We start from the raw sequence: 26,134 nt of genomic DNA, 5'->3' as shown, positions 1-26,134 counted from the left end.
CCCATGAGCGCGCCCGCACCCGAGGCTCCTCGCCGTCGTCGGCCGTCGGCGGGGCGCGTGGTCGCGCTGCTCTTCGCTGCCGCGTGCCTGGTCGGGGCCGGCGTGCTCGCCTCCATGGCGCTGCGGCCCGCACCCGGTGGCCTCGTCGACCTGTCCGGCAACCGCGTGGTGCTCGACGACGTCCCCGACGTCGCCGCGGCCGACCCCGTGGCGCTGCCCGAGGAGGGGTCCGACGGCGCGGGACGCTTCGTGGCCCCGCGTCAGGGGCTCGACGTGCCGCTCGTCGCGATGAACGTCGTGGACGGCGTCATCAACCCGCCCACCCTCACCGACGCCTTCCTGGTGCGCGGGCACGGGACGCCGCAGGAGCCCGGGTCGGGGCTCGTCGTCCTCGCGATGCATGCCGTCCGCGGCGGGAACGCCCCCGGGAACGCGTTCTTCGCGATGGAGGCCGCGGAGTCGCCCGTCACGGTCGAGGTCGGTGACGTGCTCCTCGTCGACGGCGTCGCCTACACGGTCACGGGCCACCGGGTGATGTCCAAGGACGACGCGGCGTCGTCGGCGGAGGTCTGGGGGGACCCGGCCGGGCGCGACGGCGAGCTCGTGCTGATCACGTGCCTGCAGCGCCAGGGCGAGAGCGGCTCGGCCACCGACAACCTCGTGGTGTTCGCGCGCGCCTCCTGACGTGGTCCATGCCGTTGCCCCACCTCCGCGAGCACCACGGACCCGGGACGCAGCAGAGCCCGTGACCGCCGAGGCGGTCACGGGCTCTGCTGCGTGCGGGGTCGGTCAGACCAGGTCGCGCACCGCCGCGTACTGCTCGCGGACCACCGGGACCGGGTTGGCCGGGAGGGTCTTGCTCATCTTCGTGGCCCACGCGGGCTGCGGCGCCTCGGCGCCCAGGGTGGCCGAGGCCAGGACCCAGGCGGCCTGGCGGGCCGCGCCGTCGGCCACGTACTCGCCGGGCTCGGGGATGGAGATCGGCAGGCCGAAGATCTGCGGGGCGATCTCCTGCACGGCCGGGCTCTGCGCGGCGCCGCCGATGAGCATGACGCGCTCGACCGGCACGTCGAGGGCGCGCAGGGCGTCCATGCCGTCCGCGAGGCCGCACAGCATGCCCTCGATGTAGGCGCGCGCGACGTGCGCCTGCGTCATGTTCTTCAGGCGGATGCCGTGCAGCGTGCCGGACGCGTTGGGGCGGTTCGGCGTGCGCTCGCCCTGGAGGTAGGGGACGAGCACGAGGCCGTCGGAGCCCGCGGGGGCCGCCAGCGCCAGGTCGGCGAGCTTGCCGAAGTCGGCGTCGAGGACGCTGCGGGCGGCGTCGAGCACCTGGGCCGCGTTGAGCGTCACGGCGAGCATGAGCGCGTTGCCCGTGCAGTCGGCGAAGCCGTTGATGGCGCCCGTGCCGTCCTGCGTGCGACGCGGCGCGACGGCGGAGACGACGCCGGAGGTGCCGATCGAGATGGCGATGTCGCCGGGCTGCATGCCGAGGCCGATCGCGGCGCCCGCGTTGTCCCCGGCGCCGGGGCCGATCAGCGCCGCGCCGTCGCCCGCGATGGTCGCGTGGGCGACCGCGCCGGACTCGGTGGAGCCGATGACGCGGGGCAGCACGACGTCGTCGCGGCCGAAGGCCAGCGCGAGCAGGTCGCGGCGGTACCCGTCGCCCGAGGTCGCCTGGGCGTCGTAGTAGCCCGTGCCGGACGCGTCGGAGGCGTCGGTGAACAGCTTGTCGAGCTGCGGGCCGAGGGGCGCGGTCGGGTCGCCCTCGGGGCCGTAGCCGGCGATGCGCCACGACAGCCAGTCGTGGGGGAGCGCGACGGCGGCGACGCGCGCGGCGTTCTCCGGCTCGGCGTCACGCAGCCAGCGCAGCTTGGTGATCGTGAGCGAGGCGACCAGCACGGAGCCGACGGCGTCGGCCCAGGCCTGGGCGCCCGCGGCGCGGTCGCCCTCGCCGAGCTCGACGATCAGGTCCTCGGCGGCCTGCGCGGAGCGGGTGTCGTTCCACAGCAGGGCGTCGCGGACGACGTTGCCCTGGGCGTCCAGGGCGACCATGCCGTGCTGCTGCCCGCCCACGGCCAGGGCGGCGACGTCGGCCAGCCCGCCGGCCTTCTGCGCGGCCTCGAGGAAGGCGTCCCACCAGAAGCGGGGGTCGACGGACGTGCCGTCGGGGTGCTTCGCGGAGCCGGAGCGCACGAGGGCACCGGTCTCGGCGTCGCGGACGACGATCTTGCAGGACTGGGTGGACGAGTCCACGCCGGCGACGAGGGCCACGGAGCTACTCCTAGTGCGTTGAAGTTCGGTCGTCCGGCATCCTGCGCGACGTCGCGCAGCATGCCGGTTCGTGCATGAGGCGAGCCCCGTCGTCGTGCATCGAGATGCCGACGACGGGGCCCGCCATGGTGCTGCTGCTTCAGCTGATGGCTCAGCCGAGGATGTGGTTCAGCGCGAGCTGGTGCAGGTGCACCAGGCCCTCGTGACGCTTGCCGAGCTCGGCGATGTCCTCGTCGGCCTCGGCGAGGAACGACTCGAACGACTCGCCCTCGGCGAGGGTCGTCGAGGCGTCGAGCACGCCGGCCTTCTCGAACGCGGCCTGGACCTCGGCGTCGGCACGGTACGACTTCGACGCGGCGGCGAGGAGCTCGTACGTCTTGATGTTGGCGGCAGCCGACTCCCAGATGCCGTCGACGTACTCGGTGCGCGAGGGCTTGTAGTCGAAGTGGCGGTAGCCCTGGTAGGGGGCGATGGTGCCGTTCGGCGAGCCGTTCTCGAGCAGGTCGACCGTGAAGAAGGCCGAGAGCAGGTTGCCGTGGCCGAACACGAGGTCCTGGTCGTACTTCGGGCCGTTCTGACCGTTGAGGTCGATGTGGAACAGCTTGCCGACGTACAGGGCGAGGGCGAGGCCGTGGGTGTAGTCCAGGCCGGCCATCTGCTCGTGGCCCGTCTCCGGGTTGACGCCGACGATGTCGCCGTTGTCGAGCGTGTTGATCAGCGCGATGGCGTGACCGATCGTCGGCAGGAAGATGTCGCCGCGGGGCTCGTTCGGCTTCGGCTCGAGGGCGACGCGCATGTCGTAGCCCTTCGACTTGATGTAGGCGGCGACGGTGTCGATGCCCTCGGCGTAGCGGGCGTGGGCGGTGCCCAGGTCCTTCGAGTTCGCGTACTCGACGCCCTCGCGGCCGCCCCACATGACGAACGTGGTGGCGCCGAGCTCGGCACCGAGGTCGACCTGCTTGAGGATCTTGCGCAGGCCGTAGCGGCGGACGTCGCGCGAGTTCGAGGTGAACGCGCCGGCCTTGAAGACGGGGTGCGAGAACGTGTTGGTCGTGACCATCTCGCAGACGAGACCGGTCTCGGCGGAGGCCTTCTTGACCGACTCGATGGCGGCGGCACGCTCGGCCTCGGTGGCGTCGATCGGCCACACGTCGTTGTCGTGGAACGTGAACGCGTGCGCGCCGGTCTCGGCGAGCTTGCGGATGTTCTCGGCCGGGTCGAGGTGGGGACGGGTCGCGTCGCCGAACGGGTCGACGCCCTGCCAGCCGGTGGTCCAGAGGCCGAACGAGTACTTGATGTCGCTCACGGGTTGTCTTCTCCTCATCGAGCCGCGCAGCAACCCCACGCAGCATTAGTTGTTCGGCTGAACTATTGCTGAAGCCTCCGCTACAGTCAACACGTGCTAGCCGATCCGCAGACAGCGTCGCCCCGATCCGCAGCGCGTCAGCACACGTTGCGGGAACGCAATCTCGAGCTGGTCGCGCGGGCAGTCTTCGAAGCGCCGGAACCACTGTCCCGCGCCGATGTCGCCACGTCCACCGGACTGGCGCGAGCGACCGTGTCCACCCTCGTAGATCGACTGGTAGCGGGCGGATTGCTCGCCGAGCTGGCGCCGGTCAGCGCACAGCGCGCGGGCAGGCCGGCGGTCCCGCTCGTCCCCGCGTCACGTTCCGTCGTCGGCATCGGGCTCGAGGTCAACGTCGACTACCTCGGCGCGAGCGTGATGGACCTCACAGGCGAGGTGGTCGACGAGCGCGTCGAGCCTGGAGCATTCCACGACAGCGACCCGTCGGTCGTGCTCCCGCGCGTCGGCGTGCTGGCCCGCGAGCTGGCCGCGACCGCCGCCGCGGAGGGCATGCGCGTCGCCGGCGCCCGGCTCGCGCTGCCGGGCCTCGTCGACGCCCGCAGCGGGCTGCTGCGCGTCGCTCCCAACCTCGGCTGGTCGTCGCTCGACCCCGTGCCGCTGCTCGGGCTCGGCGACCTGCACGTCGGCGTCGCCAACGAGGCCAAGCTCGCCGGGCTCGCCGAGCTCACCGGCGACGTCGCCCCGTCCTTCCTCTACGTGTCCGCCGACGTCGGCATCGGCGCCGCCATCGTCGTCGACGGACAGCTCTTCCTCGGCGAGCGCGGCTGGAACGGCGAGATCGGCCACGTGCGCGTCGACCCGCAAGGGCCGCGCTGCGGCTGCGGCTCGTTCGGCTGTCTGGAGCAGTACGCGGGCAAGGAGGCCGTGAACCGGGCGGCCGGGCTGCCGCTCGAGTCGCCCGTCGAGGCGCTCGTCCGCGCGCTCGAGGCGCGCCAGCCGCAGGCGGAGGCGGCCCTGCACCGCGCCGGCACCGCGCTCGGCTCGGCGCTCGCGGACTTCGTGAACCTCGTCGACGTCGGCACGGTCGTGCTCGGCGGCGCCTACACGACGCTGCTGCCCTGGATGCGCGACGACGTCGGAGGCGTCCTCGCGGACCGCGTGCTCTCGGCACCCTTCTCGCCCGTGGAGCTGCGCCCGGCCGTGGCCGGGCCGTACGCGGCCATGGCGGGCGGGGCGCGCGAGGTGCTGCGCGACGTCCTGGCGTCGCCGGCGGACTGGGTGTGAACCTGCCCGGACGGCCCCGGTAGGCTGGGGTCCGCTAGCGCCTGTAGCTCAGTGGATAGAGCGAATCTCTCCTAAAGATTAGGTCGCACGTTCGAATCGTGTCAGGCGCACTTCGGTAAAGAGCAAGGCAAGATCCCTGGTCACGGCACGAGCAATGGGCCGGGACGCGAGGCCCGGCATCAGCACCGCCAGTCAGGCGACCCGTTCCGTCGCCGGGCGCCGACGGGTGCCCCGCACCACGCGGTTCACCGACGACCGCACCGAGCGGGCGGCTTCCGTGGTCGCCGCGGCGGCAAGGCTCGGCAGGCGCCGGGCCGTCAGCCGCAGGGTGTCCGCACGGGTGACGTCCACGTCAGGCACCAGGGTCGTCGGGGTGGGCGCCACCTCCGCAAGGTCCGGCGTGCTCACCGTCGCCACCGCCAGGCCCGCGGCGTCGAGCACCGCCTCCGCCGCCTCCTCGCCCATCCGCACGAGCTCGCTCGTGTGCCCGAAGTTGAACGGGAACCCGGTGTCGTAGTCGCGGTCGAGGACGACGCGGTGCAGCGTCACGTCGGCGGGGAAGTCGAGGACGCTGTTGTGCGCGATCGACGAGCCGGCCACGATCATGAGCGCGTCCCACGGCGACCGCATGCGGGCGGGGATGGGCGCGCGGTTCACCTCCATCGACCAGACGACGTCGCCGGGCCGCACCATGGCGACGGCCGCGTCGGTGGGGACGCTGAACCGCACGCCGTAGTCGACGTGCAGGTGCCCGTCGAGCTCCACCGGCGGGTAGATCGCGGGCAGCGCGCACGAGGCGGCGACGACGTCGACGACGTTCCCGGCGTCGTGCCACGTGAACCGGCCGTCGTCGACGTCGAACGTGGCGACGCGGACGGGGCGGGTCAGGTCCTCGATCCGTTCCACGGGGACGCACGAGGCGATGAACTCGCGGATGCGGCGCCCGGACGCCAGCGAGGGCCGGTGGCGCAGCACGTTCATGACCATGAGGTGGGGCGGCCCGATGAGGTCGAAGCTGCCGAGCCTGCGGTAGATGTCCTCGAGGCGGTCGACCTGCTCCAGGGTGACGTCCTGCGCGAGGAAGGCCGCGTTGAGCGAGCCGACCGACCCGGCGACGAACGCGTCGGGGACGACGCCGCGGCGCAGCAGCGCCCGCATCATGCCCACCTGGGCGGCCCCGCGGGACGCCCCGCCGGAGAGCACGAAGATGTTCCTCCCGGGCACCGGCTCGGGAGACGCACGGCGCTTGAGTCGGGCGAGGTCCATGATCCTTTCGAGGTTACTCACGCCCGGGGGCGTCGGCGCGGGCGAACGCCGGGTTCACCCGCACCGGAACTCCCAGCGCCGGCCGCCCCTACAGCGCCCGGTCGGGCCGTGCCAGGATGCCCGGCACGAGCCGTGCCGCGACCGACGCGCCCCCGCGCACCAGCAGCACGCCCAGCGCGAAGACCGCGAGCACCGTGCCCACGGCGAGCGGCCGGAGCAGCACCGCGGCCCCCACCAGCGGGAACACGAGCACGGCCGACGTCGCCGCGGAGCCCACGAGCACCGTCCACAGCACCGACATCACCGAGCGCCGCGAGGCGTCGGCCAGCATGGTCGGCGGCACGCCGAGCCGGTCGAGCGATACGTGCACGCGCGCCCGGTCGAGGGTCGCCGCCGCCTGGTTGACCGCCACCGTGCAGGCCACCATGAGGAACGAGATCACCAGGGTCACGAGGACGCCCGTCTGCATGTCGGCCGTCAGCCACGCCTCCTCCGGGCTGGACGTCCCGCCCGTGCTCGCGAACGACAGCCCGGCGCCTGCGACGACGCCGACGAACGTCGTCACGGCGATGCCCGCGACCTGCCGCCAGGCGGCCTTCGGGTCCTCCAGGATCATCCGGCTCGCGAGCAGCGAGGCCACGCCGTCGGCGCGCCGGTGCAGCCGCGTGGCCCGGACGCGCACGTACCAGGGCCCGACGGCGTCGAGCGCGAGCAGCGCCAGCCCGAACGCAGCACCGAGCGCGACGACGATCCCCACGAACCCGAACGTCTGTCCGAGCTGCTGCAGCCCGGACAGCGCGAGCCACGCCACCGCGACGATGACGGCCGCCGCGACGGCACGCCGCCCTCGCGCCACGCCCGGCTTCTGCCGTGTGCGGACCCCGAGCGGGGTGACGACGACGGCGCGCAGCCCGACGGCCGCCGACCCGGCAGCGACGAGCGCGACGCCCAGCCAGACGAGCGGGACGACCCACCACGGCAGCCACATCTGCGACCCGATCGGCTGCCCGACGAAGCGGAGGAGCCCCACGAGCGGGGCCGCGGCCGCGTACAGGACCGTGCCCAGCACGGCACCGGCCAGCGCGACCGCCGCGGCCTCCAGCACGGTCAGCAGCGAGACGGTCGACGTCGTCGCGCCCAGCAGGCGCAGCGCGGACAGGCGGTCGTCGCGGCGTCTCGCGGACAGCTTCGCGGCCGCCGAGCCGAGCGTGACGAGCGGCACCACCAGCAGCGCGAGCGCGACGACGGCGAGCGCCGTGTAGAAGCCGGCGTTGCCGCCGCGCACCCCGAAGAACACCTGCGAGCCGCCGACGACGATCAGCAGCAGGCCCGTGACCAGGGCGAACGAGACGAGCGGGAGCGCGGCGGCGAGCCGGTCGCCGTCGCGGCGGCGCGCGAACAGCCGGGCCAGCGCGAGCGTGGTGCGCAGCGAGGTCGCGGGGGTCATGCGGTCGCCCCGGCGCTCGCGGCGCGGCGCGTGTCGGCCACGACCCGCCCGTCGCTCAGCGTGACGACGCGGTCGCAGCGTGCGGCGACACCGGCGTCGTGCGTGACGACGACGAGCGTGCGCCCCTGCGCGACGGCGGCGAGGAGCAGGTCGAGCACCTCGGCCCCGGTGCGCGAGTCGAGGGCGCCGGTGGGCTCGTCGGCGAAGAGCAGCCGGGCCCCGGTGACCTGGGCGCGCGCGATCGCGACGCGCTGCGCCTGCCCGCCGGACAGCGCGCCGAGGCGGCGGTCCTCCAGCCCGGCGAGGCCCAGCGCGGCGAGCCACCGCGCGGCCTGCTCGGACGCGGCGGCGCGCGGCACGCCGTTGAGCATGAGGGCGACGGCGACGTTCTCGAGCGCGGTGAGCTCGTCGAGCAGCAGCCCCTGCTGGAACACGAACCCGAGCTGCTCGCGTCGCAGCCGCGACCGCTCGGCGTCGTCGAGGGCGTGCACGCCGACGGGCCCGGCGGGCGTCGCGAGCGTGACGGTGCCCGCGGTGGGCCGCAGGATCCCGGCCAGCAGGTGCAGCAGCGTCGTCTTGCCGGAGCCGGAGGCTCCCATGACGGCGACGGACTCGCCGGGCAGGACGTCGAGGTCGACGCCGTCGAGGGCACGGACGCCGGGGTACGCCATGGACAGGCCGCGGGCGCTCAGGAGGGGACTCATGCCCCCACCACACCAGGAGAGCGGCCCGGCTGTCGTCGGACCTGGGCGGGACCCGGCCTCATCCCCGGGGATGAGGCGGCCCGGCAGTCCGTCGTCGGACCGTGCGCCCGGGCTGCCGGGATGACGACGAGCTGCCGGGCCGACGGCGCCTCAGGCCGCCGCCGCGTCCGCGTGCGCGATCGCGCCCAGCGAGCGCCAGATGAGGGCGAGCGTGATCCCGCTGCCCACGAACGCGAACCAGAACGGGGCAGTCAGGCCCCAGTGCTCGGCGATGACGCCGCCGAGGCCCTGCCCGGCCACCATGCCCGCGAACACGCAGATCATGTAGACGGACCCGACGCGGCCCTGGAACTCCTGCGGCACGGCGCGCAGCCGGACGGCCTGGGACACGGTGCCCCACACGAACGCGTACGCGCCGAACCCGAACATGACCGCGATGGCGACCCACCCGGCGGTGGTGTTCGCGAGGGCGAGGTGCATGAGCACCTCGAGCAGCAGGCACGTGCGCATGATGGTCGCGAGCGTGAAGCGCCGCTCGATGCGGGAGAACAGGGTGGTGCCGAGCAGCCCGCCGACGGCCGCCGCCGTGGTCAGCAGGCCGAAGCCGACCTCGCTCATGCCCAGGTGGTCGCGGGACCACAGCACGAGCACGGACCAGGCCGCGGCCCAGGTGACGTTGAAGACGAGGATGACGACGGCGAGCATCCGCACGGCGGGGCTGCCCCACAGCCAGCGCAGGCCCTCGGCGATGTCGCGGCGCATGTGGGTCGTGGCCTCCGCGCGGGGCACGAGCAGCCCGGGGGCGTCGTCGGGCGCGGGGTGGTGCGCGATGCGGGCGACGAGGACGACGGCGAGCAGCGCGCAGACCACCTGGACGACGAACGGCAGCACGGAGCCGAGCGCGAACAGGAACGCCCCGACGGGCGGCCCGACGAGCTGGTTGCACGTGAGGTACCCGGCCTGGAGGCGGTGCGTGCCCGTCGAGAGGTGCTGCCGGGGGACGAGCGCCGGCAGGAGGGTGCCGGCGGTGGTGTCGACGAACACCTCCGCCGTGCCGTACAGGAACATCGTGACGAGGACGACGCCGATGCTGACCGTCCCGGTGAGGATCGCGACGCACAGCACGGCCACGACGACGGCGCGCAGCACGTTGCCGACGATGACGACGCGACGCCGGTCGGCGCGGTCGGCGAACGCCCCCGCCCACAGGCCGAACATCAGCCAGGGGAGGCGCTGGAGCAGCCCTGCGAGCGCGACGAGCACGGGCGACGTCGTCTGCGACGCGACCAGCAGCGGGCCGGCGGCGAGCGCGATGCCGTCGCCGACGTTGCTCGTCCACGACGACGCCAGCAGCCACCGGTAGGGCTGCCCGAGACGACGCGGGACCATCACCTCGAGGAGCCCGTTCACGGGCATGGGAGCCTACGTCGCGGACGTCCGGGATTGCGCCCCTTTTCGGCAACCTGGACGGATGTCCGAGTTCGGTTGACTCGCCGTGCGCCAGGCGCAACACTCTGCGTTAGCAGTGCGTGCCGCCCGCCCCCTGCGCGGCGCGCACTGTGCTCTGACCGGGTCCGCCCCGGCAACGATGCCCTTCGGACCCCCTGCCGGAGGGCATCGTCATGTCCGGGCGGCCGTCACATCCCGTCCAGGCCCGGCGTGCCGCCACGAACCGCGCGCGGGCGGTGCGTAGCGTGGCGAGGGTGAACGCTGTCCGACGCACCACCGCCGCGCGCGAGGTCCAGCCGTCGGTCGCGTCGCCGGCACCGGACGCCGGCGCCGCGCCGACGCGGCCGCACCTCGTCGCCCCGCCCACGTCCGAGCAGATCGTGGCCGCCGCCGTCGAGCGGTGGCGGGCGAGCCTCGTCGCCCAGGTCGGCGGGTCCAGCCTGGCCGACGTGGGTCTGCTGGGCGAGGCCGTCGTCGACCTGACGTCCGCCCACCCCGGTGGCGTGGCCCAGCTCTTCGCCGGGCGGCCCACCCGCCTGTCGAACCTCATCCGCGAGGGTGCGACGCTGCCGGCCGCGCGCCGTCGGGCGCGAGCCGTCTCGGCGCGCTCCGCCGAGCACGCCCAGCGCTTCGGGCTCGCGCCCACGTACCTGGCCATCGGCGTGGCCACCTGGACCGAGCCGGCCGGGTCGCCGCCGCCGTCCGGGCGGCCGTCGCAGGACGTCGCCGCGCTCGCGCGCGTCGCCGCGTGGCGCGACCCGCGGCCCGCGCCGGAGCCCGAGACCGCGACCGAGCCCGCGACCGCGCCGGACGAGGCGCTCGAGGACGCCGGCGTCCTGGCTCCTGCCGCGGACGCCGACGACGACGGCGAGCTCCTGCTCACGCAGTCGCTGCCCGTGGTCACCATGACCGCGCCGCGCCCCGACGCCGTCCGCCGCCCGGCCCCCGCCGAGGCCGCCCCGGCGTCCGCCTCGGTGTCCGCCTCCGTGGACCAGGCGGCCGACGACGAGGACGAGGACGTCGAGGCCGTCCGCGTCGTCCACGCGCCCGTGCTGCTGCGGCCCGTCACGCTGACCCCGCGCGGCGACGGCGAGAGCGACTACGAGCTGACGCTCGAGGCGACCGCCGAGATCAACCCCGTGCTCGCCCGCACGCTGCGCGCGCACGGCGCCCTGCTCGACCCGGTCACGCTCGCCGCGTCGACCTTCTCCTCGCACGGGTTCGAGCCGAGCGACGTGCTCGACCGCATCGCCGCGCTCGGTGACGCGGTGCTCGACGACTTCCAGCTCGACCGGCGCATGCTCGTGGGCACGTTCGTGCACCCCGGGCAGGCCCTCGTCGACGACCTCGACGAGCTCGCCCCCGCGCTCGTGCGGCACGAGGTGGTGGCGGCGCTCGCGGGCGTCGACGCCGCGGCCGACGCCGTCGGCGCGCTCCAGGTGCCCCCGCCCGCGGAGGGCGACCCGTCGCCCGCGTACGAGCGCGGCGTCGGCGACCTGGACCCGCACCAGCGGCACGTGGTCGACGCGCTCGCCACCGGCGGGCACCTGTACGTGGACGCGCCCGTCGGGTCCGACGTCGCCGGGACGGTCGCGGCGGTGCTCGCGGAGGCGACCGCCGCAGGCCGCTCCGTGCTCTACGTGACGGGCCACCGCCGGGCCGCGGACGCGCTCGGCGCGCGGCTCGCGTCGCTCGACCTGGACGGCCTGCTGCTCGACGTGCCGCCCGTGCCGACGTGGCGGCAGGACGTCTCGCGCCGCCTGCTCACCGCGATGGCGTCCGAGCCGGAGCCCCTCGACGAGGACGGCATCGCCCGCCTGCGCGACGCGCTCATCGGGTCGCGCGCCCAGCTCGCCGCGTACATCACCGCGCTGCACCAGAGCCGCGTGCCCTGGCAGGTCTCCGCGTACGACGCCCTCCAGGCGCTCGCCCGGCTCACCGCCGAGCGCCCCGCCCCGTCCACGACCGTGCGCCTCGCGCCGGGGACCGTCGTCGCGCTCGACGCGACCGCGCGTCGCGCCGCCGTCGCCGACCTGGAGCAGGCCGCCGAGCTCGGGGCGTTCACGCTGCGGGCGACGTCGACGCCGTGGTTCGACGCGCACCTGCTCACCGACGAGGAGGCGCGCACCGCCCTGGTGCGCGTCAACCGCCTCAAGGACACGACCCTGCCGCAGCTGCGCCGGCAGGTCGCCTACGTCATCGACGTCACTGGCCTGACCCCGCCGACGACGGTGACCGCGTTCGGGCAGCAGCTCGAGATGCTCGGCGGGATGCGCGGCACGCTCGACCTGTTCCACCCCATGGTGTTCGAGCGCACGGCCGCCGACATGGTCCAGGCGACCGCGACGCGCCGGTGGCGCGCCGAGCACGGCGTCGAGATGGGCGGGTTCACGCGGCGCCGGCTGCGGAAGCGGGCCAAGGACATGGTGCGCCCCGGCGTGCGCGTGCCCGACCTGCACGCCGCGCTGTGCGAGGTGCAGGCCCAGCGGGAGGTGTGGGCGCGGCACGCCGACCGCGGCGGCTGGCCCACCCTGCCCGAGGGCCTCGCCACCATCGAGGACACGCACGAGGCCGTGCGCATCGACCTCGACGCGCTCGAGCCCGTGCTCGGCCCGACGCCGCTGGGCGGCGGCCTGGCCGACCTCGACCTCGACGCGCTCGCCGAGCGCCTCACGCGCCTGTCCGCCGACGCCGACGCGCTGGAGTCGCTGCCCGCGCGCACCGCCGCGACCCGCCGGGTGCGCGCCGTGGGCCTGGGCGAGCTGGTCGACGACCTCGCCGCCCGCCGCGTCGACGCGGAGCTCGTCGGGCCCGAGGTGGAGCTGGCGTGGTGGAGCTCGGTGTTCGAGCAGCTCCTGGCGGCCGACCCGGCCCTCGCCGGGCAGGACGGCGCCGGGCTCGACGCCCTGGCCCGCCGCTTCCGCGAGCTCGACCGCCGCCACGTCGCCGCGCTGTCCGGCCCCGTCCGCGCCGCCGTGCGCGCGCACCTCGGCGCCGCGATGCGCGACGAGCGCGACGACGCCGAGTCTCTGTTCACCGAGCTCGTCGAGGGACGGCTGACGTCGCTGCGCGAGCTCGCCGTCCACCACGGCGACGTGCTGCGCCGCCTGCGGCCCGCGCTCGTGTCCACCCCGACGCTCGTGCCGCACCTGCTGCCCGCCACGCGCACCGTCGACCTCGTCGTGCTCGACGCGGTCCAGCACGTGCCGCTCGAGTCGGTGGTGCCGGCAATCGCCCGCGCCCGGCAGGTCGTCGTCGTCGGCGACGTGCGCTCGGCGTCGGGCACCGCCGTGCAGGAGCTCGCGGAGCTGCTGCCGAACGTGACCGTGCAGCCGCGCGAGTCGCAGCGCGACCCCGAGCTGACCCGCCTGCTCGCCCGGCACGGGTACCACGGCCTCGTGCGCCCGGCCCCGCTGCCGCGCGCCGAGTCGATGGTGCACCTCGACGTCGTCGACGGGTCGGGCATGCCCGACCCCGAGTCCGGCACCGTCGAGTCCACGCAGGCCGAGGTGGACCGCGTCGTCGAGCTCGCCATCGAGCACGCGCTGACCCGGCCCGAGGAGACGCTCGGCATCGTCACCGTCACCGCCGTGCACGCCGACCGCATCCGCGAGGCGCTGCTCGCCGAGGTGCGCGCCAACCCCGCGCTCGCCCCGTTCTTCTCCGGGTCGCGACCCGAGCCCGTCGTCGTCGCCGACGTCACGGGCGTCGCCGGGCTGTCACGCGACGCGATCGTGCTCTCGCTCGGGTTCGGGCGCACGCCGCACGGCCGCGTGCTGCACCGGTTCGGCGTGCTCAGCGAGGCCGGCGGCGAGGCGATGCTGCTCGGCGCGCTCGGCGCGACCCGCCGCCGCCTGCGCGTCGTGACGTGCTTCCTCGCGGGCGACCTCGACCCCGAGCGCCTGCGCGGCGACGGGCCGCGCCTCCTCGCCGAGGTGCTCGAGTTCGCCGAGGCCCGGTCCGACGTCGCCGACCAGGTCCAGCTCGGCAACGGCGTCGACGTCGCCCGCGCCCCCGACCGCCTCGTCGTCGACCTGGGCGAGCGGCTGTGGCGCCTCGGCTACCTCGTGGAGACCGACTACGGCCTGCCCGACGGCGACCGCATCCCGCTCGTGGTCGGGCACCCCGACCTGCCCGGCGAGCTGCTCGTCGCCGTGCTCACCGACGACGCGTCGTACGTCGCCGAGACCTCCGTGCGCGTGCGCGACCGACAGGTGGCCGAGCGGCTCGAACGGCTCGGCTGGGTGGTCACGCAGGTGTGGAGCGCCGCGGCGTTCCTCGACCCCGACTCCGAGGCCGACCGCGTGCGCCGGCTCGTCCAGGCCGTGCGCGACGACCGCGTCGGCACGGTCGGCGGGGTCGTGCCGCCCCGCGAGGTGGTGGTCCCGATCCTCCCGGACGAGGACGACGACGAGGACCTCGGCGCCGGCGAGCCCGCGCCGCTGGACGACGTCGTGTTCGCAGACCCGGCAGGGGCGGCAGGCCCGGACGGGCTGTCGGGTCAGGCCGGGGTGTCGGATCGGGCCGTGCCGTCGAGCGGGGCCGGGGTGTCGGACCCGGACGGGCTGTCGGGTCGGGCCGTGCCGCCGGATCAGGCTGGGCTGTCGGACCTGGACGGGCTGTCGGGTCAGGCTGGGGTGTCGGACCGGGACGTGCCGTCTGATCGAACCGGGCGGCCGGATCGGGCCGGGTCGTCGGATCAGGTCGCGCCGTCGGGCGGATCCGACGCGGGCGAGCCGGTACCGGCGGGCCAGGTCGATGCCGCTGCGGCCGCCGAGCCTGCGCCGCGCGTCGTCGCGGCCGACCAGCCGACGTTTGACGACGTCGTGGCCGACGGCGCCGAGGGACAATCGACGGGTGACGGAGACCAGGCCTGAGCCCGACAAAGCCCCCGACGCGGCCCCGAAGCGCCGGAACCGGCGCGTGGTGCGGCCCGGCGCGGAACGGGAGCAGATCGCGGGCGTGACGGCCGACGAGCGCGGCGGCCACGGCGACAACGACGAGCGCCTCCTGCAGGACGTGCCGCCGCACTGGGGCCGCCGCTAACCAACCTTTCGATGTCGTACTTCCTTGCGTTCTGGCCCGGATAACGCAAGGAAGTACGACATCGAAAGGGCTGGTCACGGATGTGACCTCACGGATGTGACCGTGGCCCGGTCCCTTGTCGGGGCCGGGCCACGGTCGGAGCGTCGGCGTCAGGTTCAGCGCGTGGACTCGCGCGACGCCAGCAGGTCTCGGATCTCCTGGAGCAGGACGACGTCGGCGCTCGGGACCTCGGGCTCGGGTGGCGCCGCGTCGCCGCGCTTGATGCGCTCCGAGAGGTGCTTCACCGGCACGACGACGACGAAGTAGAGGACCGTCGCGACGATCAGGAAGTTGATGACGGCCTGGAGGAACAGGCCGACCGGGAAGGTCGTTCCGCCGATCGGGAACGCGACCTTGCTGACGTCCGGCTGACCGAAGATCAGCGCGATGAGCGGGCTGAGCACGCCGTCCATGAGGCCGTTCACGACGGCGGTGAAGGCGGCACCGACGATGATGCCGACGGCGAGGTCGAGCACGTTGCCGCGCAGCAGGAAGTCCTTGAAACCCTTGAGCATGATGCCCCCTGAATGAAGTCGTGGCCGAGGAGTCGTGGCCGGATCGCCGGTCGTTCGACAACGGCTCTCGGGATTCTGGGTGCTCGCTCAGCGGTGTGCAAGGGCGGCGCGCGGAGCGCCGCGGCACAGGCGGGACCGCACCCGCGGCCCGCCCGACGTGCCGGGCTCGTGACGTGCCGGGCTACTGACGTACCGGGTCTCGATGTACCGGGTCTCGACATGCTGGGCTTCTGACATGCCGGGTCTCGACGCGCCGGGTTCCTGGCGCGTCGGCGTCTCGGCGGGTCGGTTTCCGGCAGGCCGGCTTCCCCGCTTCCCGGGTCAGGGCACCAGCACCGCCGCGAGCGTGCCCGCACCCGACGCTGCCGAGAGCCCGGGAGCCTCTGCCGGCGCCACCGCTAGCAGCGTGACGGCGGCCGGGGCTGCCCGCGTGGCACCGCCGAGCAGCCCGGGCGGCCCGCCGTCGTCGATGGCACGCGACCCTGCGGGCAGCACGAGCGCCCGCCGCGCGAGGTACACGGCGCCGCCCTCGGCCGGGGCTGTCGACACGAGGTCGACGTGGTCCCCGGCGCGCAGCAGCACGGCGGTCGCGTCGTCGAGCCGCACGGGGACGACGACGGTGCCGTCGGGTGCGAGCGCAGCCACCTCGCCGCCCGCCATGAGCGACGCGGACAGCGGCAGCCCCGCGGCCAGCGTCACGGCGGGCACGCGCCCGACGGCGTCGGACGGGTCGACGAGGGCCTCGTCGGGTGCCAGATCGTTGGGCACGGCCACGACCTGGAGGTCGGTGGCCGCCACCGCGACGCCCGCGGCGAGCTCATGGACGGGCACGACGACGGAGCGCGTCGGCGGGGGAGCGGGCCGCAGCGCCTGCACCGTGGAGGCGGCGGCGATCCCGCAGCACACGGCCACGAGAAGCCAGCGTCCGCGCCACAGCCAGCGCCGAGCGGCGCGCCCGCGTCGTCGTCGGGCCACGGTACGGGGGGACGGGGCGCGGGAGGAGGGGACGGCAGCGGGGCTCACGGGCCGCGACGCTAGGGGAGCGGGTGACGGCGCGCCGCGGGCGGACGGCTCAGCTGTGGACGGCAAGCACTCACGGCGACCTGTGGTCGCCGCCGGAGCCCCGCGCCGGCGTCCGACGGGCGGTGCGGCCGTCGACGTGCCCCGGGGCCGCCCAGGGACGTCGTCACGTGGCCGTCAGGCGGTCTTCTTCGCGCTCGTCGACGCGGCGGGCGCGGACGACGTCGTCGACGACGAGCCGCCGCGCGAGTCGGTGCGGTAGAAGCCCGACCCCTTGAACGTCACGCCGACGCTGCCGTACTGCTTGCGCAGCGGGCCGCCGCACTCGGGGCACACGGTGAGCGCGTCGTCCGAGAACGACTGGTGGATGTCGAAGGCGTGACCGCAGGCAGCGCACCGGTAGGCGTAGGTGGGCACGGTTTCTCCTTGGGGCAGGTCGGGCGGGCGGCGGGTGCCGCGCACGCCTCGCGGCGACTGGCACTCCGGCTTACCGAGTGCCAATGATACGCGCGCGCCCGGCATTCCCGTCCGGGCCGCCCGGTCCCGCCGGACGGCCAGGGCGTCGCGGTAGTCTCGCCTGCGTGTCTGAGCCCGTGACCGCTGCCCCGTCCGAGCAGCCCAGCCGCCCTCGTCGTCGCCGGTCCCGGCTGCGGCGCCTCGTCGTCGGCGTCGCCGTGGTGGTGGTGCTGGCGCTGGTCGCAGCCGCCGCGTTCACCACCGTCGTCGTGCGCCGGCCGCTGCCGCAGACGACGGGGAGCGTCCAGCTCGCGGGCCTCAGCGGCGACGTGCGCGTGGTGCGCGACGAGCGCGGCGTGCCGCAGATCTTCGCCGACACGGCCGAGGACCTGTTCCGCGCCCAGGGCTTCGTCGCGGCGCAGGACCGGTTCTTCGAGATGGACTACCGCCGGCACGTCACGGCGGGCCGCCTCGCGGAGCTGGTCGGCGACGTCCCGGCCGCTATCGAGGCCGACAAGGTGATCCGCACGTTCGGCTGGCGTCGCGTCGCCGAGCAGGAGCTGGACCTCGTCTCGCCGCAGACGCGCGCGTTCCTCGAGGCGTACGCCGACGGCGTCAACGCCTACCTCGCCTCGCGCGACCCCGAGCAGATCGCCGTCGAGTACACCGTGCTCGGCCTGAGCGTCGACGTCGGCCGCCCCGAGAAGTGGGACGCGGTGGACTCGCTCGCCTGGCTCAAGGCCATGGCCTGGGACCTGCGCGGCAACTACGACCAGGAGCTCGAGCGGGCGCTCGCCTACTCGACGCTCCAGGACGTCGGCATGGTCGACGAGCTCTTCCCGTCCTTCACCACGGGCGGCAACACCCCGATCCTCCAGCCCGGCGACCTGCCGGCGGAGCAGACCGCCGCCCCGGCCACCCCGGCCTCGGCCGCGACGACGACCGCGCTCGGCTCGCCCGCGCTCGACGCCGCGCTGTCCTCCGCGCGCGACGCGCTCGCGGCCGTCCCCGTCCTCGTGGGCCGCGGCGAGGGCACGGGCTCGAACTCGTGGGTCGTCTCGGGCGACCACACGGCGTCGGGCAAGCCGATGCTCGCGAACGACCCGCACCTCGCGCTCGGCGCGCCGAGCATCTGGGCGCAGGTGGGCCTGCACTGCACCACCGTGTCGAGCGCCTGCCCGTTCGACGTCGCCGGCTTCTCGTTCGCCGGGTTCCCCGGCGTGATCATCGGCCACAACGGCCAGCTCGCGTGGGGCCTGACGAACATGGGCGCCGACGTCACCGACTTCTTCATCGAGCGCCTGCGCGACGACACCGTCCAGCGCGGCGACGAGTGGGTGCCGGTCGAGACGCGCACCGAGACCATCCGCGTGGCGGGGTCGGCCGCGATCGACCTCACGGTCCGCACCACGAGCCACGGCCCGATCATCTCGGACGTCCTCGACGTCGGCCCGGTCACGAGCGCCCCGACGGCGCAGGGCACGCTCCTGGGCAGCTACGGCGTCGCGCTCGCCTGGACGGCGCTGACGCCGGGCCGCACGGCCGACGCCGTCTTCGAGCTCAACACCGCCAAGAACGCCGACGACGTCCGCGCCGCGGCCGCGCTGTTCGACGTCCCCGCCCAGAACATCGTGTTCGCGACGGCGGACGGCCACATCGGCTACCAGGCCCCGGGCCGCATCCCGGTGCGCGGCGACGTGCCCGGCTCGCCCGTGCCGTCGAACGGCACGTGGCCGCGCGACGGCCGCGACCCGCGCTTCGACTGGCAGGGCTGGGTGCCCGCCGACCAGATGCCGCGCGCGCTCGACCCGGCCAGCGGGTTCATCGTCGCCGCCAACCAGGCGGTGCTGCCCGAGGGCGTCGGCCCGTACCTCACGAGCGACTGGGACTTCGGCTTCCGCTCGGAACGCATCCGCACGCTCCTCCAGGAGCAGATCGACGCGGGCGAGAAGCTCACCGTCGACGACTTCAACACCATCCAGAACGACACGTGGAGCCCGTTCGCGCAGGTGCTGGTGCCCGCGCTGCTCGACGTCCGCATCGACGACGACTACGACGCCGCCGGGCAGCGGCTGCTGCGCGACTGGGACGGCCGCATGGACGCCGACTCGCCGGCCGCGGCCTACTTCGCGGCCGTGTGGCGCAACCTGCTCCAGGACACGTTCTGGGACGACCTGCCCCCGGACATGCGCCCCGACGGCGGCAGCAAGTGGCTCGTGGTGCTGCGCGCCATGCTCGACACCCCGGACGACCCGTTCTGGGACGACCGCTCGACCCTCAACGTCCGCGAGTCGCGCGACGAGATCCTCCGGCAGGCCATGGTCTCCGCGCGGCGCGACCTGACGGTCGAGATGGCGAAGAACCCGGCCGACTGGCGCTGGGGCACGCTGCACCAGCTGCGGCTCGAGCACCCGGTCCTGGGCGGCTCCACGATCCCCGCCCCGGTCCGCCGGCTCATGAACCCGGCGCCCATCGGCGTCTCGGGCAGCTCGTCGGTGGTCAACGCGACGTCGTGGGACGCCGGCACGGGCAGCTTCGAGGTGACGGCCGGCCCGTCGATGCGGATGGTCGTCGACCTGGGCGACGTCGACGCCTCGACGTGGGTGACCGTGACGGGCACGTCCGGCCACCCCGGCTCGCGCCACTACACCGACCAGCTGCGCGCCTGGGTGGAGGGCCGCACGTTCCCGTTCCCGTTCACGCGCGACGCCGTCGAGCGTGCGGGCAAGGACGTGCTGACGCTCACGCCGTGAGGCGTGCCTAGCGGGCGGTCCGTGCCCTCTCGGCGGTCTCGGTGACGCCGAGCCGGCGCCAGCCCTCCGTCGTCGCGACGGCGTGCACGGGCAGGTCGTGCGGCTCCGTCGGCAGCGGGCGCACGGCGCCGTCGTACACCTCGTCGGGGAACACCATGGCGACGACGGTGACGCCGTCGGGCACCAGGCCCAGCACGCGGTCGTACCAGCCGCCGCCCTGCCCGAGGCGCCGGCCCGTCGTGTCGACGGCGAGGGCGGGCACGACGACGACGTCGGCCCGGGCGACGGCGGCCGCGCCGAGGGTGGGGCCGCCCGGCTCCGGCGGGCGGCCGGGGGCGCGCTCGCGCAGCTGCTCGCCCGCCTCGTAGTAGGCCCAGTCGCGGGCCAGGCCCGTGCCGAGCACGGGCAGCAGGACGCGGGCACCGCGGGCGGCGAGACGCTCGAGCAGCACGTGCGTGCCCGGCTCACTGGACCGCGCGGCGTAGGCGGCGACGTATGCGGCGTCGCGCACGGCAGGGACCGTCTCGAGGACGTCGGCGAACGCGACGGCGGCGTCGAGACGCTGGCGGGGAGTCCGGGTGGCGCGGTGCGCACGGATCGCCTTGCGCAGCTCCTCCTTGGCGTCGGCGGGGTCGCCCAGACCGCCTCCGGGGTAGGGCTGGAACGCGCCGCTGGAGTCGCCACTCATGCCGTCATTGTGTCAGTGTCCCTCCCACACGATGTCGACGAACGCAGGGGGCCGCGGTGACACGTTCGGCACAGACACGCGCGAGAGGACTGACGACGGTGACGAGGGCGTGGCCCGTGACGCTGCGCGAGGACGACCAGCAGGGCTCGGTGACGCTGCGCCCGCTGCACCGCCGCGACGCGAACGACTGGATGCGGCTGCGGGCCGCCAACCAGGACTGGCTCGAGCCGTGGGAGGCCACCACGCCCGGGGGGTCGGCCGGCGCGGCGACGTTCGGCGAGTACGTGCGCCTGCTCACGCAGCAGGCGCGCTCCGGCACGACGCTCCCGTTCGCCGTCGACCTCGACGGCGCGCTCGTCGGGCAGCTCACCGTCTCCTCGATCACGTACGGGTCGCTGTGCTCCGCCGCGATCGGCTACTGGGTGTCGCGGCAGGTCGCGGGCCGCGGCGTCATCCCCACGGGCGTCGCCATGGCCACCGACTACTGCTTCCAGGTGCTGGGGCTGCACCGCGTCGAGATCAACATCCGGCCCGAGAACGACCGCAGCCTGCGCGTCGTCGAGAAGCTCGGCTTCCGCGACGAGGGCACCCGCGTGCGGTACCTGCACATCCAGGGCGACTGGCGTGACCACCGCACCTTCGCGCTCACCACGGAGGACGTCCCCGGGGGTCTCCTGGCCCGCTGGCAGCGGGTCCGCTCGGGTCTGTGACGCGGAGGTCTTGACAGACACGCCGAGAGCACTGCGCGCCGACGGCGGGTGGCTCACCTAACGTCGTGGCGTGGCAACCTCGGCAGCAGGTCTCGCAGCGCTCGCGCTGTTCGTCCTGGTGCTCGGGTACTGGGTGCCCCTGCGGGTGCGGCAGCGTCAGGAGCTCGCGGAGGCGCGCGTCGACGACCGGTTCTCCGCCGGGCTGCGCGTGCTCGCCGTCGCCGCGCGCGGACCCGTCCCGGCCTCTGGCGCCGCGACGCCGGAGCCGCTTGCGGCGGGGCTGTTGACCACGGGTGCCGAGCCCGTCGCGCAGGTCGCCGGACTCCTGGAGATGGCCGCCGGGTCGAGGCCTGCCGCGGCCGGTGCAGGTTCACGCAGCGCACGAGAGGAGACACCGATGGCCCAGGCGCAGGACGCCGCCCGCTCGTCGCGCCGCGCTCTCCTGGAGGCGCGCGCCCAGCGCGCCCGCCGTCGTGCCGCCGTGACCCTCCTGCTGTTCGTGGCGACGGCCGGTGCCTGGGCGGCCGTGCCGTTCACGACCCTGCTCTGGTACGGCGCCCTCGTCCCGACGGTGCTGCTCGTGGGCGTCCTCGCGCTGGGGCGGGCGGCGGCCTCCGCGGCGCGCCGGTCGGACCTGCGCTGGGCCGCCGAGCTGCGCGCGGCCGAGCGCCGCGCCCTCCACGCGCGTGCCCTCGCCGCCGGGGGACCGCGGGCGCCGAGGAACCGCGTCCGGGTCACGGGCCGCGCGGTGCACGGGTCCTCGACGATGACGCAGATGATCCCGCGGGTCGACGCGCCCGGTGCGGGCCGCCCGACGAAGGCCGACGGCGTGGAGGCTGGCGGCGCGGTGGCCGGTGGCATGGGCGGCGCGGTGGCCGGAGGCTCAGGCGCTGCGGTGACCGAGGGCTCGGGTGCTGCGGTGACCGGGGGCTCGGGCACCACGGTGAGTGGCTTGGGTGCCGCGATGGCCGGGGGTTCGGTTGCGGCCGCGGTGGCGGGCGGCCCGAGTGCTTCGGGTTCGGCTGGCGGCGGTCCCGCGGACGCGGGCGCTCCGCGGGCCACGTCGGGCGCGTTGTCGTCGGTGGCCGTTCGATCGGCGGCGGCGCGCGCGCAGTTGGCCTTGTACACCCAGCCCGCCTCGGTCGTGCATGCCTCCTCGGCCGTGCAGCCTGCCTCGGACACGCAGCCGGGGTCGCGCGCCGTGCCCGCGTCCGCCGACGTCGTCGTCCCGGTGTCCGCGTCGCCCGCCGACGTCGGCGCCCCTGCGCCGGGGACGGCCTGGGAGCCGCGGCCCGTGCCGCTGCCCACCTACGTGACCAAGCCGGCCGCGCCGCGCCGCGAGCCGCGGCCGTTGACGGGTGCCACCCCCGCGGTCTCGACCGGCTGGTCGAGCTCGCCCTGGCAGCGGGTCGACGACGCGGGCGAGGAGGTCGGCGAGGCCAACACCTCATGGTCCCTCGGCGTGACGCAGTCCGCCGCGCTCGGCCCGACGGCCACGCCGGCCCCTGCGTCGGCGGGGGCGACGGACCCGGTCGCGACGCCGGAGCCGCGCCCGAAGACCGAGACCCTGGGCCTGCCGCTCGAGCAGATCCTCGCCCGCCGCCGCGCGGCCGGCTGACGGTCGACTGGTCGCCGTCCGACCGCCGCCCGACGCTCTCCGGCCGGCCCGGTCTCGGGCCACCCCCTCCCTTTCGATGTCGTACTTCGTTGCGTTATGGCGTCCAGAGCGCAACGAAGTACGACATCGAAACGGGGGTTAGGCCGGGTAGATCCGGACCTCGACCGCCTTGACGACCAGCTGGACCCGCATCCCCGGGACGAGCGCGAGCTCCGTCGCGGCGGCGGGGGTGATGTCGGCGGCGAGGTCGCCGCAGCGGACGCGGACCACGTCGCCGTGCGGCTCCAGCACCGTGACGGCGCGCGCGAACGTGTTGCGCGGCGAGCCCGTCACGGGGGACGTGTGGACGGCGACGGAGGCGGGGCGGAACACAGCGACGGCGGGTGCCCCAGCCGCGAGCGGTGCGGCGAGAGGATCGTGGGCTTCGCCGGCGCGGGCGTCGCGTGGGCCGGCGTTGCGTCGACCGACGTCGTCCGGCTCGGCCCCCCACGGGCCCACGTTGCGCGGTCCAGCCTCGCCCGGACCCCCGTCGTCCGGACCCCCGTCGCCCGGCTCTCCGGCGGTCGGCTCTCCAGCGGCCAGCGCCTCGCCAACGGCCGGTGCCTCTCCCAGCAGGCCCTGGACGTGCAGGCCCTCCGTGGTGCGCAGCCCGGTGCCGTCCCAGGTGCCGGTGAGCAGGTTGAGGCCCGCGATGCGGGCGGCGAACGCCGAGCGGGGGCGGCGCAGCACCTCGTGCGTCGGGCCGTGCTCGACGACGCGGCCGCCGTCGAGCACGGCGACGTCGTCGGCGAGCAGGAGCGCGTCGAGGACGTCGTGCGTGGCGACGACGGCGGTGCGGCCAGCCAGCACGCGGTGCAGGAGGTGGCGGACGGCGGGGCAGCGTCGACGTCGAGCGCGGCGAGCGGCTCGTCGAGGAGCAGGAGCCGCGGCTCCGCGGCGAGCGCCCGGGCGATCGCGACGCGCTGCGCCTGGCCGCCGGAGAGCTGGGCGGGTCGTCGCTCGGCGAGGTCGGGGACGCCCACCTCGGCCAGCCAGCGGTGCGCCGCCGCGCGGGACGCGGCGCGGGTGGCGCCCGTGCTGCGCGGGCCGAAGGCCACGTTGTCCAGGACGGACAGGTGCGGGAAGAGGCGCGCGTCCTGCGCGAGCAGGGCGACGCCGCGCGCGTGCGGCGGCACCCAGGTCCGCGCGGCGCCGGGGCGGGGCACGCCGCGACGCTCGTCGCCGTCGCCGTCGCCGTCGCCGTCGCCGTCGTCGTCGTCGCGACGACGAACCGCTGCGCCGCGAGGCACGGCGTCGCCATCGCCATCGCCATCGCCGTCGCCGTCGTGACGACGAGCCGCGACGCCGCGACGCCCGGGTCGGGCCGTGTCCGCCCGCCGCGGACCAGCGGACTCGACGGCCAGGGCGCGCCCGTCGAGCACGATGCGCGCCTCGGCCGGCCGCAGCAGGCCCGCCGCGGCGGCGAGCAGCGTCGACTTGCCGGCGCCGTTCGGGCCGAGGAGCGCGAGCGTCCGCCCGGCGGGCACGTGGAGGGCGACGTCGAAGCCGCGCTCGGGGATGGTGGCGGCGAAGGCGAGGCCGCTCATGCGTCGGCCCGACGGCGGTAGGTCAGGAAGATGACGGCCGCGGCCACGACCACGAGCACGAGGGACAGCGCGACGGCGGCGTCGGGGTCGGTCTCGCGCTGGAGGTAGATCTCCAGCGGCAGGGTGCGCGTGACGCCCTGGAGCGACCCCGCGAAGGTGAGCGTCGCGCCGAACTCGCCCAGCGCGCGGGCGAAGGCGAGCACCGTGCCGGACGCCAGCGCCGGGGCGACGAGGGGGAGCGTGACGCGCAGCAGCACGCGCGAGGGCCGCGCGCCGAGGGTCGCGGCGACCACCTCGTACCGGTCGCCGGCGGTGCGCAGCGCGCCCTCCAGGCTGAGCACGAGGAACGGCAGGGCGACGAACGCCTGCGCGAGCACGACGGCCGTGGTGGAGAACGCGACCTGGACGCCGAGCACGTCGAGCGTGTGCCCCAGCAGCCCGCGGCGCCCGAACGTGTACAGCAGCGCGAGGCCGCCGACGACGGGCGGCAGCACGAGCGGCAGCAGCACGAGGGCGCGGACGGCGTCGCGGCCCGGGAACCGCGTGCGGGCCAGGACGAGCGCCATCGGCACGCCGAGCAGGACGCACAGGGCCGTCGCCGCGAGCGAGGTGCGCAGGCTCAGGACCAGTGCGGTGAGCGACGACTCGCTGGTCAGCAGCGTCCCGAGGTCGGCCCACCGGACGCGCGTGAGCATCGCGACGAGCGGCAGCACGACGAGCGCGGCGCCGACCGCGGCCGGGGCGTAGGCCCAGGTGGGCAGGGTCGTCGCCGTCGTCGTGCCGCGCGGCCGCGCTCGGGTCATGGCGCCCCGAACCCCGCCTCGGCCAGCGCCTGCTGCCCGGCGGGGCTCGTCACCAGGTCGACGAACTGCCGCGCGAGCGTGGGCTCCGCGGCGTCGTCGAGCACGGCGATCGGGTAGGTGTTGACGGCCGACGCCGACTCGGGGAACGGGACCCCGGTGACGCGGTCGCCCGCGCCCTGGACGTCGGTGACGTAGACGAGGCCGGCGTCGGCCTCGCCGGCGATCACCTTGGTGAGCACGTCGGTGACGGACTGCTCCTCGCTGACGGGGTGCAGGTCGAGGCCGGTGGACTCCTCGACCTTCGTGGTCGCGCGCCCGCAGGGCACCTGCGGGGCGCACACGACGAGCTGGACGCCGTCGGCGGTCAGGTCGGCGAACGAGGCGATCTTGGCGGGGTTGCCGGGCGGGACGGCGATCGTGAGCGTGTTGGTGGCGAAGTCGACGGGCGCGGCCACGAGGGAGTCGGCGACCACCTTGTCCATGTTCGCGGTGTCCGCGGAGGCGAAGACGTCGGCGGGGGCGCCCTGCTGGAGCTGCGCGACCAGGTCGGAGGATCCGGCGAAGCTGAACGCCACCGTGACCCCGGGGTGGTCGGCCTCGAACGACGCGCCGAGCTGCGTGAACACGTCCTTGAGGGACGCGGCGGCGAAGACCGTCAGGGTGGCGGGCGAGTCCGCCTCGGCGTCGGCGTGAGCACACCCCGCGGTGGAAAGGGCCACGAGGGCCGTCGTCGCGACCACGACCGCCACGCGCCTGCTCATGCCGCGCCCCTGTCGTCCTTGGTCGTCTCGACCACCACGTGGGTCGACTTGATGGTCGCCACGGCCGCCGACCCGAGCTCGAGGCCGAGGTCGCGCACCGACTCGCTGCTCAGCAGCGAGACGACGCGGAACGGGCCGCACTGGAGCTCCACCTGGGCCATGACGGTGTCCGTCCGGATGTCCGTGACGAGGCCGACGAACCGGTTGCGGGCCGAGCTCGCGAGGCCGGCCGGGAGCTCCGGGGGCGTCGCGTGCTGCCGTGCGACCATCGCGACCTCGTAGCCGTCGACGACCATGCGCCCGGCGTCGTCGGTGGTGGTGGCGAGCAGGCCGCGGTCGACCCACCGCCGCACCGTGTCGTCGCTGACCCCGAGGTGCATGGCGGCATCCCTGATCCGCATCGTCGGCATGG

The 26,134-nt window shown here is 75.2% G+C and carries 20 protein-coding genes, 1 tRNA gene and 2 pseudogenes; 8 read left to right on the top strand and 15 right to left on the bottom strand.

Annotated features, from left to right (window positions below):
* Window positions 1-3: 3 nt before the first annotated feature.
* Entirely contained in the window at window positions 4-684 is a 681-nt protein-coding gene (locus ET471_RS02910) for a class F sortase (RefSeq protein WP_129186520.1), read from the top strand.
* Between the two features lie 105 nt (window positions 685-789).
* Here the strand turns inward: ET471_RS02910 and ET471_RS02905 are convergent, their stop codons facing one another.
* Both ET471_RS02905 and xylA read right to left on the bottom strand, forming a co-directional pair.
* Window positions 790-2,271, bottom strand: a complete 1,482-nt coding sequence (locus tag ET471_RS02905) for a xylulokinase (RefSeq protein ID WP_129186519.1) — start codon at window positions 2,269-2,271, stop codon at window positions 790-792.
* Window positions 2,272-2,422: 151 nt separating this feature from the next.
* Complete coding sequence (gene xylA / locus ET471_RS02900) at window positions 2,423-3,577, bottom strand: xylose isomerase (protein WP_129186518.1); 1,155 nt, start codon at window positions 3,575-3,577, stop codon at window positions 2,423-2,425.
* A gap of 93 nt (window positions 3,578-3,670) precedes the next feature.
* Between xylA and ET471_RS02895 the strand changes: the two genes are divergently transcribed.
* Entirely contained in the window at window positions 3,671-4,861 is a 1,191-nt protein-coding gene (locus ET471_RS02895) for an ROK family transcriptional regulator (protein WP_129186517.1), read from the top strand.
* Window positions 4,862-4,898: 37 nt separating this feature from the next.
* Window positions 4,899-4,971, top strand: a tRNA-Arg gene (locus ET471_RS02890).
* An 82-nt stretch (window positions 4,972-5,053) separates the two neighbouring features.
* On the opposite strand, the gene ET471_RS02885 is transcribed toward ET471_RS02890, so the two are convergent.
* From ET471_RS02885 to ET471_RS02870, 4 genes are all read right to left on the bottom strand, one after another.
* Window positions 5,054-6,127: a patatin-like phospholipase family protein gene (locus ET471_RS02885; RefSeq protein ID WP_129186516.1), complete on the bottom strand. Its 1,074-nt coding sequence runs from the start codon at window positions 6,125-6,127 to the stop codon at window positions 5,054-5,056.
* An 88-nt stretch (window positions 6,128-6,215) separates the two neighbouring features.
* On the bottom strand, window positions 6,216-7,574 hold the full coding sequence (locus ET471_RS02880) for an FtsX-like permease family protein (RefSeq protein ID WP_242496401.1): 1,359 nt from the start codon (window positions 7,572-7,574) through the stop codon (window positions 6,216-6,218).
* Window positions 7,571-8,278: an ABC transporter ATP-binding protein gene (locus ET471_RS02875; RefSeq protein WP_129186515.1), complete on the bottom strand. Its 708-nt coding sequence runs from the start codon at window positions 8,276-8,278 to the stop codon at window positions 7,571-7,573. Before ET471_RS02875 ends, ET471_RS02880 begins: the two co-directional genes overlap by 4 nt.
* A gap of 150 nt (window positions 8,279-8,428) precedes the next feature.
* Window positions 8,429-9,694 carry an MFS transporter gene (locus ET471_RS02870; RefSeq protein WP_129186514.1) on the bottom strand — a complete coding sequence of 422 codons (1,266 nt, stop codon included), beginning with the start codon at window positions 9,692-9,694 and terminating at the stop codon, window positions 8,429-8,431.
* Between the two features lie 287 nt (window positions 9,695-9,981).
* Here ET471_RS02870 and ET471_RS02865 point away from each other — a divergent pair, with 287 nt between their 5' ends.
* Window positions 9,982-14,604 carry a hypothetical protein gene (locus ET471_RS02865; protein ID WP_242496400.1) on the top strand — a complete coding sequence of 1,541 codons (4,623 nt, stop codon included), beginning with the start codon at window positions 9,982-9,984 and terminating at the stop codon, window positions 14,602-14,604.
* Window positions 14,585-14,773 carry a transcriptional regulator gene (locus ET471_RS02860; protein ID WP_129186513.1) on the top strand — a complete coding sequence of 63 codons (189 nt, stop codon included), beginning with the start codon at window positions 14,585-14,587 and terminating at the stop codon, window positions 14,771-14,773. Before ET471_RS02865 ends, ET471_RS02860 begins: the two co-directional genes overlap by 20 nt.
* Window positions 14,774-14,928: 155 nt before the next feature.
* Here ET471_RS02860 and mscL read toward each other — a convergent pair whose 3' ends face one another.
* From mscL to ET471_RS02845, 3 genes are all read right to left on the bottom strand, one after another.
* Window positions 14,929-15,327, bottom strand: a complete 399-nt coding sequence (mscL, locus tag ET471_RS02855; RefSeq protein ID WP_129186512.1) for a large conductance mechanosensitive channel protein MscL — start codon at window positions 15,325-15,327, stop codon at window positions 14,929-14,931.
* A gap of 321 nt (window positions 15,328-15,648) precedes the next feature.
* Window positions 15,649-16,239, bottom strand: a complete 591-nt coding sequence (locus tag ET471_RS02850) for an SAF domain-containing protein (protein ID WP_242496399.1) — start codon at window positions 16,237-16,239, stop codon at window positions 15,649-15,651.
* A 285-nt stretch (window positions 16,240-16,524) separates the two neighbouring features.
* On the bottom strand, window positions 16,525-16,764 hold the full coding sequence (locus tag ET471_RS02845) for an FmdB family zinc ribbon protein (RefSeq protein ID WP_129186510.1): 240 nt from the start codon (window positions 16,762-16,764) through the stop codon (window positions 16,525-16,527).
* 83 nt (window positions 16,765-16,847) lie between these two features.
* Between ET471_RS02845 and ET471_RS02840 the strand changes: the two genes are divergently transcribed.
* The gene (locus tag ET471_RS02840) at window positions 16,848-19,556 is read left to right on the top strand and encodes a penicillin acylase family protein (RefSeq protein ID WP_165350384.1); all 2,709 of its coding nucleotides are present in this window, start codon (window positions 16,848-16,850) and stop codon (window positions 19,554-19,556) included.
* Window positions 19,557-19,563: 7 nt separating this feature from the next.
* On the opposite strand, the gene ET471_RS02835 is transcribed toward ET471_RS02840, so the two are convergent.
* A complete protein-coding gene (locus ET471_RS02835; protein WP_129186509.1) occupies window positions 19,564-20,244 on the bottom strand; it encodes a 5-formyltetrahydrofolate cyclo-ligase in 681 nt (226 codons plus the stop codon).
* A gap of 98 nt (window positions 20,245-20,342) precedes the next feature.
* On the opposite strand from ET471_RS02835, the gene ET471_RS02830 reads away from it, so the two are divergent.
* A complete protein-coding gene (locus ET471_RS02830) occupies window positions 20,343-20,954 on the top strand; it encodes a GNAT family N-acetyltransferase (protein WP_165350383.1) in 612 nt (203 codons plus the stop codon).
* 70 nt (window positions 20,955-21,024) lie between these two features.
* Window positions 21,025-22,572: a hypothetical protein gene (locus ET471_RS02825; protein WP_129186507.1), complete on the top strand. Its 1,548-nt coding sequence runs from the start codon at window positions 21,025-21,027 to the stop codon at window positions 22,570-22,572.
* A gap of 138 nt (window positions 22,573-22,710) precedes the next feature.
* Here the strand turns inward: ET471_RS02825 and ET471_RS02820 are convergent.
* The 5 genes and pseudogenes from ET471_RS02820 to ET471_RS02805 all read right to left on the bottom strand — a co-directional run bounded on the left by ET471_RS02820 (window position 22,711) and on the right by ET471_RS02805 (window position 26,132).
* A pseudogene (locus ET471_RS02820) lies at window positions 22,711-23,777 on the bottom strand (sulfate/molybdate ABC transporter ATP-binding protein).
* 249 nt (window positions 23,778-24,026) lie between these two features.
* Window positions 24,027-24,158 (bottom strand): annotated as a pseudogene (locus ET471_RS18330) (ATP-binding cassette domain-containing protein); the annotation flags it as partial.
* Window positions 24,155-24,961, bottom strand: a complete 807-nt coding sequence (locus tag ET471_RS02815; RefSeq protein WP_129186506.1) for an ABC transporter permease — start codon at window positions 24,959-24,961, stop codon at window positions 24,155-24,157. The gene ET471_RS02815 and the pseudogene ET471_RS18330, both read right to left, overlap by 4 nt.
* Window positions 24,958-25,722 (bottom strand): molybdate ABC transporter substrate-binding protein, encoded by a 765-nt coding sequence (modA, locus tag ET471_RS02810; protein WP_129186505.1) that lies wholly within the window; start codon window positions 25,720-25,722, stop codon window positions 24,958-24,960. The genes ET471_RS02815 and modA overlap by 4 nt, the downstream gene beginning before the upstream one ends.
* On the bottom strand, window positions 25,719-26,132 hold the full coding sequence (locus ET471_RS02805) for a TOBE domain-containing protein (RefSeq protein WP_129186504.1): 414 nt from the start codon (window positions 26,130-26,132) through the stop codon (window positions 25,719-25,721). Before ET471_RS02805 ends, modA begins: the two co-directional genes overlap by 4 nt.
* Between the last annotated feature and the right edge of the window lie 2 nt (window positions 26,133-26,134).

The organism is Xylanimonas protaetiae, from assembly GCF_004135385.1.
Lineage (GTDB): Bacteria > Actinomycetota > Actinomycetes > Actinomycetales > Cellulomonadaceae > Xylanimonas > Xylanimonas protaetiae.
This window is presented reverse-complemented; position numbering and strand designations above follow the sequence as displayed.

Coding starts and splice junctions, on each gene's coding strand:
- ET471_RS02885 (WP_129186516.1), bottom strand. CDS start 6,127: ATGGACCTCGCCCGACTCAAGCGCCGTGCGTCTCCCGAGCCGGTGCCC.
- ET471_RS02815 (WP_129186506.1), bottom strand. CDS start 24,961: ATGACCCGAGCGCGGCCGCGCGGCACGACGACGGCGACGACCCTGCCC.
- ET471_RS02910 (WP_129186520.1), top strand. CDS start 4: ATGAGCGCGCCCGCACCCGAGGCTCCTCGCCGTCGTCGGCCGTCGGCG.
- mscL (WP_129186512.1), bottom strand. CDS start 15,327: ATGCTCAAGGGTTTCAAGGACTTCCTGCTGCGCGGCAACGTGCTCGAC.
- ET471_RS02835 (WP_129186509.1), bottom strand. CDS start 20,244: ATGAGTGGCGACTCCAGCGGCGCGTTCCAGCCCTACCCCGGAGGCGGT.
- ET471_RS02880 (WP_242496401.1), bottom strand. CDS start 7,574: ATGACCCCCGCGACCTCGCTGCGCACCACGCTCGCGCTGGCCCGGCTG.
- ET471_RS02805 (WP_129186504.1), bottom strand. CDS start 26,132: ATGCCGACGATGCGGATCAGGGATGCCGCCATGCACCTCGGGGTCAGC.
- modA (WP_129186505.1), bottom strand. CDS start 25,722: ATGAGCAGGCGCGTGGCGGTCGTGGTCGCGACGACGGCCCTCGTGGCC.
- ET471_RS02840 (WP_165350384.1), top strand. CDS start 16,848: ATGATACGCGCGCGCCCGGCATTCCCGTCCGGGCCGCCCGGTCCCGCC.
- ET471_RS02875 (WP_129186515.1), bottom strand. CDS start 8,278: ATGAGTCCCCTCCTGAGCGCCCGCGGCCTGTCCATGGCGTACCCCGGC.
- ET471_RS02870 (WP_129186514.1), bottom strand. CDS start 9,694: ATGCCCGTGAACGGGCTCCTCGAGGTGATGGTCCCGCGTCGTCTCGGG.